14 protein-coding genes are annotated in these 12,543 nt (G+C 42.6%); 12 read left to right on the top strand and 2 right to left on the bottom strand.

Features of this window, described 5'->3' with window-relative positions; translation table 11 throughout:
* Positions 1-10 precede the first annotated feature (10 nt).
* From NUW02_02575 to NUW02_02540, 8 genes are all read left to right on the top strand, one after another.
* Positions 11-595: a VTT domain-containing protein gene (locus tag NUW02_02575; protein ID MCR4274911.1), complete on the top strand. Its 585-nt coding sequence runs from the start codon at positions 11-13 to the stop codon at positions 593-595.
* A 199-nt stretch (positions 596-794) separates the two neighbouring features.
* Positions 795-1,697, top strand: a complete 903-nt coding sequence (locus NUW02_02570; protein ID MCR4274910.1) for a M14 family metallopeptidase — start codon at positions 795-797, stop codon at positions 1,695-1,697.
* Between the two features lie 34 nt (positions 1,698-1,731).
* Positions 1,732-2,607 carry a M14 family metallopeptidase gene (locus NUW02_02565; GenBank protein MCR4274909.1) on the top strand — a complete coding sequence of 292 codons (876 nt, stop codon included), beginning with the start codon at positions 1,732-1,734 and terminating at the stop codon, positions 2,605-2,607.
* 19 nt (positions 2,608-2,626) lie between these two features.
* Entirely contained in the window at positions 2,627-3,478 is an 852-nt protein-coding gene (locus NUW02_02560; protein MCR4274908.1) for a peptide-methionine (R)-S-oxide reductase, read from the top strand.
* A gap of 75 nt (positions 3,479-3,553) precedes the next feature.
* Entirely contained in the window at positions 3,554-3,937 is a 384-nt protein-coding gene (locus NUW02_02555; GenBank protein MCR4274907.1) for a hypothetical protein, read from the top strand.
* Between the two features lie 84 nt (positions 3,938-4,021).
* Positions 4,022-5,005: a peptidoglycan DD-metalloendopeptidase family protein gene (locus NUW02_02550; protein ID MCR4274906.1), complete on the top strand. Its 984-nt coding sequence runs from the start codon at positions 4,022-4,024 to the stop codon at positions 5,003-5,005.
* 5 nt (positions 5,006-5,010) lie between these two features.
* Positions 5,011-5,658 carry an HAD family phosphatase gene (locus NUW02_02545; GenBank protein MCR4274905.1) on the top strand — a complete coding sequence of 216 codons (648 nt, stop codon included), beginning with the start codon at positions 5,011-5,013 and terminating at the stop codon, positions 5,656-5,658.
* Between the two features lie 46 nt (positions 5,659-5,704).
* Entirely contained in the window at positions 5,705-7,204 is a 1,500-nt protein-coding gene (locus tag NUW02_02540; protein ID MCR4274904.1) for an ATP-binding cassette domain-containing protein, read from the top strand.
* A gap of 11 nt (positions 7,205-7,215) precedes the next feature.
* On the opposite strand, the gene NUW02_02535 is transcribed toward NUW02_02540, so the two are convergent.
* Together NUW02_02535 and NUW02_02530 are read right to left on the bottom strand one after the other, a co-directional pair.
* Positions 7,216-7,923: a pseudouridine synthase gene (locus NUW02_02535; protein ID MCR4274903.1), complete on the bottom strand. Its 708-nt coding sequence runs from the start codon at positions 7,921-7,923 to the stop codon at positions 7,216-7,218.
* A gap of 70 nt (positions 7,924-7,993) precedes the next feature.
* Positions 7,994-9,265: an NAD(P)/FAD-dependent oxidoreductase gene (locus tag NUW02_02530; protein ID MCR4274902.1), complete on the bottom strand. Its 1,272-nt coding sequence runs from the start codon at positions 9,263-9,265 to the stop codon at positions 7,994-7,996.
* A 75-nt stretch (positions 9,266-9,340) separates the two neighbouring features.
* On the opposite strand from NUW02_02530, the gene NUW02_02525 reads away from it, so the two are divergent.
* The 4 genes from NUW02_02525 to NUW02_02510 all read left to right on the top strand — a co-directional run bounded on the left by NUW02_02525 (position 9,341) and on the right by NUW02_02510 (position 12,535).
* Positions 9,341-10,057: a ZIP family metal transporter gene (locus NUW02_02525; protein MCR4274901.1), complete on the top strand. Its 717-nt coding sequence runs from the start codon at positions 9,341-9,343 to the stop codon at positions 10,055-10,057.
* Positions 10,058-10,090: 33 nt separating this feature from the next.
* A complete protein-coding gene (locus NUW02_02520; GenBank protein ID MCR4274900.1) occupies positions 10,091-10,495 on the top strand; it encodes a cupin domain-containing protein in 405 nt (134 codons plus the stop codon).
* Positions 10,496-10,564: 69 nt separating this feature from the next.
* On the top strand, positions 10,565-11,989 hold the full coding sequence (gene metG, locus NUW02_02515; GenBank protein ID MCR4274899.1) for a methionine--tRNA ligase: 1,425 nt from the start codon (positions 10,565-10,567) through the stop codon (positions 11,987-11,989).
* Between the two features lie 3 nt (positions 11,990-11,992).
* Complete coding sequence (locus NUW02_02510) at positions 11,993-12,535, top strand: hypothetical protein (protein ID MCR4274898.1); 543 nt, start codon at positions 11,993-11,995, stop codon at positions 12,533-12,535.
* Positions 12,536-12,543 lie beyond the last annotated feature (8 nt).

The following is a 12,543-nucleotide window of genomic DNA, read 5'->3' as shown; positions in this document are numbered from 1 at the left end:
AAACATACCAATGTCTTTTCTTCGTTCAAAAGCATATTTTGTTCTTCTCTGGCTTACCTTGCTTCTCGGGGGGCTGTATATGTATTTTTTTCATCCAACCTTTTTTCAAGGGCAGCTTGCTCGTGTGATGGGGGTATCAGTCTATCTCGGGTATGCGATACTTTTGGTTGTAGGATCACTACGCGGTTTTACGCTCATCCCATCAACATATCTCATTATTGCTGGACTCTTATTTTTTGAGCCACTTCCACTCTTCATACTTATAATGGCAGGTATTATTGTTTCCTCTCTGAGTGTGTATTATTTTTCAGAGTTCCTGCACCTTGATTTGTTTTTTGAAAAACACCACCATGAACGGGTTGCGCAAATAAAAAGTGCGCTTGAAAAGAACGAGCTGCCGATTATTATTTTTTGGGCGGTGTCACCATTTTTACCAACGGATATTATTTGTTACGTGTGTGGGACACTACGGGTTAATGTACACAAGTTTATTCTCGGTATTTGTATAGGAGAGTCCATAATTGTCGCTACATACGTATTCTTTGGAGAATATCTCTTGAAGTATAGTCACAGCATTTTTTTCTTTTTTGTATAAATTGTTGGGTCAATGGAACCAAGAAAGCCTTACAACATAAGGGGATTTTGGGGTGTTGGCTAGTAGGTAGTTTTTGCCGTATACTATATGGCATATGAATCCCGTTAGAGATTGACGGGAAGTGATGAAATGGGCGGTGCCCTATAGAATTTAGGTGGTATTTATAAAAAATATAATTAGACGCTAGGTCTCTCATAAGATGAAAAAAACAATCATTGCACTCGTCGTCATTATTCTCATTATTGTTGGTGGTTATTTTTTGATGAAACAAAAGACAGTAGATGTGCCTAATCCAGTTGCAACAACAACTACGACTACAACCACGGTGGTTGTACCTCCTGGTGAAGACCAGGGTGATAAGGCCCAAGTTGTTATTGGTACGTCTGTGCAAGGGCGCGACATTCTTGCCTACAACTACGGCAAAGGTAGTACAAAACTTCTCTTTGTTGGAGGTATACACGGCGGATATGAATGGAACACGGTTCAGGTTGCATATGAATTGATGGACTATTTGAAAGCAAATCCTTCTGCTATCCCCGCAAACATACAGGTTAGTGTTATTCCAGTAGTGAACCCAGACGGTCTTACTAAAGTTGTGGGTACTGATGGACGTTTTACATCAGCAGATGTTTCACCATCACAAGCAGTTGCTGTGTCTGGTCGTTTCAATGCAAACAATGTTGACCTCAATCGAAACTTTGATTGTGACTGGCAAGCAACAGGTACATGGCAGAACAAATCGGTTTCCGGTGGAACGAGCGTATTTTCTGAACCAGAAAGTAAAGCTGTCCGTGATTATGTAAACGCACTTGATCCTACTGCAGTTGTTGTGTGGTACAGCGCCGCTGGTGGTGTCTATGCATCAAGTTGTAATGGCCCCGTTCCTCCAGAGACACTCGCGGTGACAAACGCATATGCAAAAGCTTCTGGATATCCTGCATACGAAAGCTTTGATTTCTACGAGACAACAGGTGACATGGTGAATTGGTTGGCCAAGAACAACATTCCTGCAATCAGCGTTCTTCTCACTAACCACACCGACACTGAGTGGGCAAAAAACAAGGCTGGTATCGAGGCACTCTTTAAGGCCTACACTAAATAAAACTGACTAATTTGGAGTAATGCGATCTTTCTCTTTGAGGCGAATCGTCACAGTTATTGGTATTCTCGCTGTACTTGGTATAGGTGTATTTGTCTTTTTCAGTCTGCGTGGAAAGACACTCGAACCACTACCAATACCAGATGAGAAGACAGAGAATGTAGGTACACATGAGGTGATTGGTACGTCTGTGCAAGGCCGTACTATTGATGCGTACACATACGGGACAGGAGCGATACACCTATTATTTGTGGGCGGAATACATGGCGGATATGAATGGAATAGTGTACTTCTTGCATATCAATTCATGGATTTTCTCACGGCAAACCCCACAATTATTCCTACCAACCTAACCATTACCGTTATTCCATCCGCCAATCCCGACGGTGTCTTTAAGGTAGTTGGTAAAGATGGACGTTTTACCAGTGCAGATGTTTCCTCGTCTCAAGAGGTTGCCGCATCGGGGCGATTCAATGCGCACGGTGTTGATTTGAATCGTAATTTTGATTGTAAATGGAAGAGCGAAAGTACGTGGCGTTCACAAATAGTTTCTGCAGGAACATCAGCATTTTCTGAACCAGAAACCACCGCTCTCCGTGATTTTATCTTGAAAGATACACCGTCTGCAGTTGTTTTTTGGCACAGTCAGTCAAATGCGGTCTATGCATCAGAGTGTGAGAAGGGGATTCTTCCCGAGACACTTTCTGTGATGAATGCCTATGCTGGTGCTTCAGGATATCCCGCTGTTACAATATTTGACGCATATCCGATTACTGGTGACGCCGAAGGATGGCTTGCATCTATCAACATTCCTGCTGTTACTGTGGAACTTCAAACACACGAGACAATCGAGTGGGAACGAAACCTTGCGGGCATTAAGGCACTATTTACTTTGTACCCCGCGGTACAATAGTGTGAGTGATATGGTGGATATGGACGAAGAAGCTTTCAAAAAGAAATTAAATCCAGAGCAGTATCGCGTCATGCGACAGAAGGACACCGAGCGTCCTTTTTCTGGCAAATTTTGGGACCATGATGAGCACGGTGTCTACACATGTGCCTTCTGTGGCACTGCTTTATTTGCATCGCTTTCAAAATGTGAGGCAGAAAATGGATGGCCGACATTTACTGGTCCAATCAACATAAAAGACGTAGTTCTCATCCCTGATGGCACAACGGCCGGAAAGAGCGAAGTAACATGCAAAGAGTGTAGTGGTCATTTGGGATACACAATAGAAAAAATACATGACGATACAAAAGAAATGCGGTATGTTATCAATTCCGCATCGCTTAACTTTTTAAAGTTGCCGGAGATAAACACGGATGATGGAGACAAAGACGCAGAGGATGAAAAAAATACATCTGAATCACAAAAAAAGGAACTATCTTCAAAAACAACAAGCGGTGTTTTGAGCCCATCCATTCAAAACATACTCCTGCTTTTTGCAGCACTTCTTATCGGTGGTGTAGCGGGAGCGGGGTATGGTTCGTATGTATGTCAGAATGGAATACCGAGTCTTATTGAACCAACGGCGACATCAACAACAGAAGTAACAACAACGACAGAGGTAACCGTAACAACAGGAACACCCCGGGGAATGGGAACAGTATCAACGGTGGTGGGGACGACACCCGTCGCCTCCACGTCGGCAGTAGTAGCAACATCTTCTGCGGGAAGTGCGACCACTACCGTAGTTACCACTTCTTCTACCACAACCTCGTCTACTGGAGTGCCACCAGCAGATGCGACAAGTAGCACTTCTTCAACTACAGGAACACCTTAAAGCAACACAGTTGCATTCCAAAACTACGAGGTGCACAATACGGTCAGAGTGGCCAAACGAAAAGGGGGGTAGAACATGAAAAAGCTAGGGATGTTTCTCGTTGCGCTATGCATTACCGGTGCAGCACAAGCACAGCCAAAGTACCCACTGGTGTCGGTTGCAGACGTTGTGACATCGACCGGAGAAGTTCGCTGTGGAGACTTCTTCGTCTTTACAAGGAGTACTCCGCAAGGGCCAAGTGTCATGTTTCGGTATTCTGCAGGCGGACGTGTCTTTCTGAAGGTTGTTGCGCTCTCGCACGTGACGCTGACGGTCGACGCGACCGCCACAATCCCGTTGGTGGTGATGGCATCCGTCGATAACGAGGTGTCATCCGCCAATTTTCAGATGTCAAATGAGCAGATGGGGGAGGCTAAAAAGTGTTTTCCACCACCCGCCACAGTTCTTCTTTCCCCATGAAGGGGAGCAACACCGTACCCCGCCCGCGCACACTAGCGCCGGCGGGGATGTTTTTTGTGCCATGTCTATTTGCTATACTAAGATATGAATAAATTACCTCCTCGCATCGCTCTTTTCCTCGGTTTCTTTATTTTTATTTTAAGTGTATGCATACCGCTGTCTGTGGATGCTCAATATAGTAGACGCATGTCAAGTTCCTATCGTACCAAAATCAATAAATTGGACGACGATGCGGTTGAGCATCTTCCTATTCCAGTTCTTTTTGGTGTGACACCCGGCATGCTATGGCCCAACTTCGGCGATCCGCGTGGAGAGGGGACGAGAGAGCACGAAGGAGAGGATATTATGGCACCAAAAGGAGCACCTGTTGTATCTCCTACGGAGGCCGTTGTTACCCGTACTGGTACAGGTTCAAGCTCAGGTAAATATGTCACTACCGCGAATCCGGGAGGCGAAACATTCGTGTATATGCACTTGAGTGAAATTTCGGTTTCAAACGGCGACGAGCTTGATGAAGGTGAGCTCGTTGGGCTTGTTGGCAATACCGGTAACGCATCTGGTGGGGCAGCACACCTTCATCTTGAAATTCGTGACGGTCGAGAGGCGACTGACCCATTTCCACGCTTGACTCGCGAGTTTTCACTCAAAGATAAAATAGAGTTCCTTACAGATGCTTTGAATGATGTAGATGATGAAGACGAATTTATTTCATTTGTTGTAGAACACTATCAAAGTGAGCTGTGGCAAGCAAAGGGTGCAGGTATTGAACTTCCTAGTGATATAGAAAAGGAACTCAAGGCTATTCCGACATCTACTCCTGTGGGAGCAACGGCAGTAGGAGACCTCACACTTGATTCACAAGGACCTCCTGTTGCTACACTTCAAGGATTTCTTATTGCAAAAAATACCGGACCATCCGCCGTTGCATTGGCATCTGCGGGAGCAACGGGCTACTTTGGCCCTATCACACAACGCTCCCTTATTGAGTACCAAGTGGCACACAACATTTCACCTGCGACAGGATATTTTGGTCCAAAAACCCGCGCGTATATTCTGGCTAATGAGTAATTATCATGATTAAAGTAGCTATCTTTGATATGGACGGGCTGATGTTTGATACAGAATCGGCATATTCTGTTGTGCACGGTGCTATGTCAAAGAAGCGTGGAAAAGAGTACACGCTAGAATTGAAAAATAGTTTCATGGGGAAACGTGCTTCCGAGGTTATAGAGGGGCTCAATATATATTGGGGGAAAAATGAAAACGTTAAAGATCTTTTTAAAGAACAAGATGCTGAGCTTGTGAGAATATATAGTGAGTCAGTGGAAAAACTTAAAGGTCTCGATAGTCTACTTACTTTTTTGAATGAACACAGTATTCGAAAGTGTATCGGAACATCCTCACGACGTTTTTTGGTGGGCGTGCTTCTTAAAAAGTTTAATCTTGAAAGTGAGTTTGAGTTTATTGTTTCTGGAGATATGGTTGAAAGGGGTAAGCCAGATCCTGAAATTTATTTGAAATGCATTGCACAACTCGGTGTTTCTCCCGAAGAGTGTTTAGTTTTTGAGGACTCTCTTAATGGTGTGAAGGCTGGTGTTTCTGCAGGGTGTAAGGTCTGTGCAATACCGTCGGAATATACACATCACGATGATTTTTCTATAGCATCTCTACTTGCTGAATCTTTAGATGATAAGGTGATTGGGAATTTCATTCTTCTGTAGCCCGAGGTATCCGAATAGGGCCTTTTTGTGCTATTGTGCATGTCCCGTGTCCCGAGATGAAATAATACTGCGTTTCGAAGAGCTCAGTTTTGCGTACGAGCCCACAAAACCCATACTTGATGAGGTTTCTTTCTCTATACGTCGAAATTCAAAATTGACCATCATGGGACAAAATGGTGGTGGAAAAAGTACTATTTTTAAGCTTATTACAGGAATAGTGGAGCCAGAAGACGGTGAGGTGTCTCGAGTGAATGGACTTACAATTGCGATTGCTCGACAAGTTATTCCTCGTGATGAACTTAGTTTGACGGTGCGAGATTTTTTTGTAAAAGCATTTGAAGATTCCGTACAAGCAGGTTTGCGAAAAGATATTGGGAAAATTCACAACATTGATCCCAAGATTGATGATGTGCTTGAGGTGGTGAACTTGAAAGGGCACGAAAAAATGCACGAACGAATCATACGTTCTTTTTCTGGAGGTCAGCAGGCACGGCTCCTTCTTGCGTCTGCATTAATTCAAGACCCAGATTTACTTCTTCTTGATGAGCCGACAAATAATTTGGATAAAGCGGGTATTGAACACCTCACTGATTTTTTGAGAGCGTATAAAAAAACACTGATGGTTATTTCGCATGACTCGGAATTTTTAAATGCATTTACTGATGCTGTGTTGTACTTGGATATCTATACTCAAAAAGTGCAACAGTACGTTGGAAACTATTTTGATGTGGTTGAGCAGATTGCTGCTCAAGTGGAGCGAGAGAATCGAAAAAATGCACAACTTGCTAAAAAAATTCAAGACAACAAAGACAAGGCAAACTTTTTTGCACACAAAGGAGGAAAAATGCGTTTAGTTGCAAGGCGTATGCGTGAAGAAGCCGAAGAACTTGAGGAAAGTAAGGTGGACACACGGAAAGACGATAAAACTATTCGTCCGTTTATTATTCCGTTTCAAAAAGGGCTGGTTGGAGATATCCTCACGATTACCAAGTTTAAGACGATGAGTCCAAAAACACACAAGTTTGTAGAACGAAAGGCGAATGTCACCGTGCGCAAAAATTGGCACCTTCTCTTAAAAGGACCGAATGGTATTGGTAAAAGCACGCTTTTGGAAGCAATTGCCAAGGGGACAGCGGACGGTTCAAAAATTTTAGAAGGTGCAACCGTCGGATACTATCGACAGGATTTCTCAACACTCAATTTTGAAGACACTGTCTATGAGTCCCTTGGAAGCGTGATGAAGGAACGTGTAGAAGAAACTATGCGTGCAACCGCTGCGGGATTTCTTATTAATGCAGAACTTATTCAAAGTAAAATCGGTAGTCTTTCAGAGGGGCAGAAGGGACTTGTTGCATTTGCACGACTCGTACTTCAAAAACCAGGACTTCTCATTCTTGACGAGCCCACAAACCATATCAACTTCCGTCACATTCCTGTTATTGCTGAAGCGCTCAACAAGTATGAAGGAGCGATGGTGTTAGTGTCTCACGTACCCGAATTTGTGGAGAAAATTCGTATTGACGATATTCTTGATTTGGAAAAATAGATTTCTCAAAACTACGCCAACTCCAGTGTGTGTAAAAAGGTGCGGAGTTCTTCACCTTTCAGTTCGCGGTGTTCTCCTTCGGTGAGGTCGTCAAGCTCAACATTCATAATGCGTACACGCTTGAGGTCTTGTACTTCTTGAAAAAGAGCAACACACATGCGTCGAATCTGATGTTTCTTTCCCTCGGTGAGTATTACTTTAAATGTATGATCGTTAAGAATACGAACCTTACACTTTCCGGTGTGTTCTTTTTCGATTTGTACTCCCGCCTCCATTTTTTCTTTGAAATTTGGTCGTAGTTTATTTTTTGTTTTGACGAGGTACTCTTTTTCGTGCGCATAGGTAGGACCAAGAAGTCGTTCAGTAATACGTCCGTCATTCGTGAGGATAATAAGACCATGTGAATCTTTATCCAAACGTCCAACAGGGAACACGTCTTTGACAGCCACAACTTGTTTAATCTCTTGCTCACCCTCTTGTGCAGAGTGTGTGATGATACCTCGTGGTTTATTGTAGGCGATATAGAGGTATGGTTTTTGTTTTCCACGGTAGCGTACATCCACCTCATCTTTTTCGTTTACTTTGTCGCCAAGAACAGCCAATTTTCCATTAATAAAAACCTGCTTCTTTTTGATGAGTTCATCGGCACCACGTCGTGTAGAGTGCTTCTTCAGCGCCAAATACTTGTTAATCCGCATGGGGAATAGAGGTTTTTCCATATAGAGTAGGTAATAAGGCAGTATACCCAGCACTCAACTTTTAAGCAAAGATTGAGTGCTGGGTGTACTTTTATGCCTGTTTTGATGCTGACAGTCCAGCAACAAACCCAGTCGTCCAACAAAGCTGTAAACTGTATCCACCAGAAGGTCTATCAACATCCAACATGTCACCGATAATATAAAGATTTGGAAAGAGACGAGAGCGCATTGTTTTGAAATCTATTTCATCCAGAACAACTCCTCCGCTCGTGATAATTGCTTTTTCAGTGCCTAGTAACTTCTTCACGTGTAGTGGAATGTGTTTAAGTGTCTTCACAAGCTTAAGACGCTCTTCTCGTGTGATGCTATTGCAGTGTGTTTCTCCATTAAAACCCCCGAGTTCTATAATTATAGGAACCAGTGCTTTGGGGATGAGATTTGAAAGAGCATTTTGAAATTTTTTCTTATCGTGTTCTTTGAAGAGTTCTTGGAGAGCAGTATTTAGTTTTCCGTAATCGTGTGTAGGGAGCAAATCTAGAGCACACACAACTTCACCATCTCCATATTTCAAAAGTTCACCAATATCTTTACTCATATTGAGTACCGTTGGTCCACTGATACCTACATGGGTAAACAAAATTTTACCTTTTGCTATAAAATATTTTTTTTCATTTTGAAACACCGTTATTTTGATATCAGACAATGTAATTCCAGCAAGTTTTTTTACCCATACATCTTTAAGCGCCACAGGGACGAGCGATGGAGTAGGCAATACCACAGTATGCCCAATTTTTTGAAGCCACGCATATGCGTCCCCCGTAGAACCTGTTTCTGGTCGAGACGTTCCTCCTGTTGCAATGATGATAGATTTTCCACGGACTATTTTTTTACTTTGTAATTGGACACCGACAATATTTCCATCTTCACGAACAATATCGGTGACTGGCGAATTGGAGAGTATTTCTACGTTGTGTTTTTGTATATTTTTAACGAGGACACCCCACACAGACTGTGCGGAATTTGATGTAGGAAATGTACGCAATTCTGCTTCTACCTTCGTCGGCATACCTCGGGTGTGAAAAAAGTCCAATGTTTCCTTTACGCCCCACTGTGCAAACGCAGAAAAAAGAAACTTGCCATTTTCTTTAAATTTTTCAAGAAATTTTCTAGTATCAAATTCTGAGTTGGTGACATTGCACCGACCACCACCCGTAATGAGAAGTTTTTCTCCAAGCTTACCGTTCTTTTCAATGAGAAGAACCTTAGCACTATTTTGTGCTGCGGTACCCGCTGCCATCATGCCAGAGGGCCCTCCACCGATTACAATTACATCCCATGGGGTTTTTGCGTCCATTAATGCCATCCTAGCAGAAAAGTTCAGTAGACTCCATGAATCCCAGTGTTCCCTTGCTTTCCTATAGGTTATATACTTTGGTACATGATTATTGTCATAATTACTATTGCAACATTTTTAGCAACACTTTTAGGTGGATTGTTTGCACTACACCTCAAAGATCGTCTTCATTTGATATTAGGATTTAGTGCCGGTGCGGTTATTGGTGTAGCGTTTTTTGATTTAATTCCAGAAGCGATTTCATTGGGTGGCATGACATACTCTGCATCTTTTATCACCACTATAATGGCGGTTGGTTTTGTGTTGTATTTGTTGCTCGATAGATTATTTTTGATGCACGGACACGACGAGCATTGTGCACATGAAGGGAGGGGGAGGGTTGGTGCAGGAAGTTTGTCATTGCACAGTTTTCTTGATGGTGTTGGAATTGGTTTAGCATTTCAAGTTTCTCCTGCAGTTGGTGCGATTGTTGCTGTTGCGGTTTTGACGCATGATTTTTCAGACGGTATCAACACCGTTGGTTTTATTCTCAAAAATGGTGGAAATAGAAAACAAGCACTGCGATGGCTCCTCGTTGATGCATGCGCGCCCGTTCTCGGTGTTCTTTCAACCCTCTTCTTTTCGGTTCAGGATGCAACACTTGCACTTCTTCTTGCTCTTTTCTCTGGATTTTTCTTGTACATCGGTGCAAGTGATTTACTGCCCGAGAGTCACCACGCACATCCTGTGAAATGGACAACATTTGCAACCATCCTCGGTATTGGTGTGATGTACGGTGTTATTCGTTTAATGGGGGTATAATTAAGATACTATTACATATCTAAATATATAACCATGAAAAAAGGATACAAGGAAAATATTGAAAAACTCACTGTTGAAAATAACTCTTTTAGAAAAGTGCTCTATACCGCACAACACTGCCAATTAGTTCTCATGTCGCTTCTTCCTGGTGAAGAGATTGGTTCGGAAGTACACGAAGACGGGGATCAGTTTTTTCGATTTGAAAGAGGGGAAGGGAAGGTGGTGATTAATGAAACAGAATACAATGTTAGTGATGGTGATGCGGTTATTGTTCCCGCAGGAGCACAACACAATGTATTCAACACATCTGCAACAGACACTCTTAAGCTGTATACCATTTATGCACCCACTCATCACAAAGACGGTATTGAGCGAGCTACAAAAACGGAGGCGGTTGCTGATGGTCCAGAGTTTGACGGTACTACAACCGAAGCGTAAGCCACAATCTCTTTTTTAGTAAGATACCACGGCCCCAAAAGGGCCTTTATTTTGCTATACTGGAGAGGTATGAGAAATACGTACATTACGACAACTTTGCCATATGTGAATGCTGAACCACACATTGGTTTTGCACTTGAAATTGTGCAGGCGGATACATATGCCCGCTCTCGAACACTTCAGGGTGATGAAGTGTTTTTCAATACAGGCACAGATGAACATGGTCAGAAAATTTTTGAAAAGGCACGTGCAGAGGCCAAAGAGCCACAGGTATATGTAGATGAGTGGGCAGAGCATTTCAAAACACTGAAAGACACACTAGGTCTCATGGACACGCTGCATTTTATTCGTACAACTGACACGCACCACATGGCTGCGGCACAGGAACTCTGGAAACGGTGTGAGGCTTCTGGTGATATTTACAAAAAAGATTTTGAAGGATTGTATTGTGTTGGGTGTGAACGTTTTCTTGTCGAACGCGACTTAGTTGATGAAAAATGCCCCATTCATCCAAATTTAAAACCAGAAACAGTGCGAGAAGAAAACTATTTTTTCAGATTCTCAAAATATACTGACCAACTTCATGCGTATACATTAGGTACTCACATTGTTCCAGATACACGCAAGATTGAAGCATTACAGTTTATTGAACAAGGATTGGAAGATTTTTCAATTTCTCGAAAGAAGGACCGCATGTCCTGGGGTGTATCAGTTCCTGGTGATGATGAGCATGTGATGTATGTGTGGTTTGATGCCCTTACAAACTATATTTCTACACTCGGTTGGCCCGAGGATGTAGAGGGAACATTTAAGAAGTTTTGGGTTGATAGTACCACCATACAAATGGCAGGGAAGGACCAAGTGCGGTTCCAGTCACTCATGTGGCAGGCGATGCTGTTTTCTGCAAACATTAAACCAACTGACCTCGTTATGTATCACGGTTTCATGACGAGTGGGGGACAAAAAATGAGTAAGTCAGTGGGAAATGTGATAAGCCCAGCGGAATTAGTGCAGGAATTTGGTATAGATGCCGTGCGTTATTTTTTACTACGACACGTTCACCCTTTTGAAGATTCTGATTTTACTCGAGAACGTTTTGTTGAAAGTTATAATGCTGGTCTTGCTAATGGACTTGGCAATCTTGTCTCGCGTGTTATGAAGATGGCCGAAGACCACCTTGACACACCTGTCCAGGTTCCAGAATGGGAAGATTTTGGTGCGTATTTTAAACTACTTGATGTATATCAATTTAGTGATGCGTGCGATATGGTATGGGCTGAGATTGCGGAGTGTGATTTATCTATACAAGAAACGCAGCCATTCAAGGTAATTAAAATAGACCCAGAAAAAGGAAGGGCGCTTATTGCAGAACTTATAGTGAAACTCTATCGTATCGGTCGAATGCTCAACCCCTTGATGCCCACAACATCTCGTATTATTAAGGAAGCAGTAAAGACAAACAAAAAACCAGAAAATCTCTTTGTAAGAAAATAGGATATGCGAGCATCTCTAAAGTTCATTGGAATTTGTATAAGTATTGCGGTAGCTGTGTATATTCTCAAAACAGATGCCACGGATGTTTTCTTTCTGTATCTCCAAAATTTTGAATTACTTGGAAGCTTTGTGGCAGGATTCTTCTTTACATCAGTATTTACTGCAGCACCGGCAGTAGCTGTTCTTGCAGAAATTATGCGAGAAACCGCCGTGTGGCAAGTGGCACTTATAGGAGGATTTGGCGCTGCCCTGGGAGATATTTTACTTTTAGTCATTATTCATAAAAGTGTTGATGCAGAAACAAAATACCTTCTTGGTCAACCACGGTTTGGCCGTTTTAAAAAAATTTTTGAAACGAGACTTTTCCATCGTTTGTCGTTTTTTGTCGGCGCTCTTATTATCGCCTCGCCCTTACCCGATGAATTAGGATTGGCACTTATCGGAGTGAATCACATCTCAAAGACACAACTTTTTTGTATTTTGTTTATAATGAATAGCCTCGGTATAGCAATTACTGGATACGCTGTTATTGCTCTTATTTTCTAACCAATACC

The organism is Candidatus Campbellbacteria bacterium (assembly GCA_024653945.1).
Lineage (GTDB): Bacteria > Patescibacteriota > Minisyncoccia > Phycocordibacterales > EsbW-18 > EsbW-18.
This window is presented reverse-complemented; position numbering and strand designations above follow the sequence as displayed.

Coding starts and splice junctions, on each gene's coding strand:
- NUW02_02525 (MCR4274901.1), top strand. CDS start 9,341: ATGATTATTGTCATAATTACTATTGCAACATTTTTAGCAACACTTTTA.
- NUW02_02560 (MCR4274908.1), top strand. CDS start 2,627: ATGGACGAAGAAGCTTTCAAAAAGAAATTAAATCCAGAGCAGTATCGC.
- NUW02_02570 (MCR4274910.1), top strand. CDS start 795: ATGAAAAAAACAATCATTGCACTCGTCGTCATTATTCTCATTATTGTT.
- NUW02_02530 (MCR4274902.1), bottom strand. CDS start 9,265: ATGGCATTAATGGACGCAAAAACCCCATGGGATGTAATTGTAATCGGT.
- NUW02_02520 (MCR4274900.1), top strand. CDS start 10,091: ATGAAAAAAGGATACAAGGAAAATATTGAAAAACTCACTGTTGAAAAT.
- metG (MCR4274899.1), top strand. CDS start 10,565: ATGAGAAATACGTACATTACGACAACTTTGCCATATGTGAATGCTGAA.
- NUW02_02555 (MCR4274907.1), top strand. CDS start 3,554: ATGAAAAAGCTAGGGATGTTTCTCGTTGCGCTATGCATTACCGGTGCA.
- NUW02_02545 (MCR4274905.1), top strand. CDS start 5,011: ATGATTAAAGTAGCTATCTTTGATATGGACGGGCTGATGTTTGATACA.
- NUW02_02575 (MCR4274911.1), top strand. CDS start 11: ATGTCTTTTCTTCGTTCAAAAGCATATTTTGTTCTTCTCTGGCTTACC.
- NUW02_02535 (MCR4274903.1), bottom strand. CDS start 7,923: ATGGAAAAACCTCTATTCCCCATGCGGATTAACAAGTATTTGGCGCTG.
- NUW02_02510 (MCR4274898.1), top strand. CDS start 11,993: ATGCGAGCATCTCTAAAGTTCATTGGAATTTGTATAAGTATTGCGGTA.
- NUW02_02550 (MCR4274906.1), top strand. CDS start 4,022: ATGAATAAATTACCTCCTCGCATCGCTCTTTTCCTCGGTTTCTTTATT.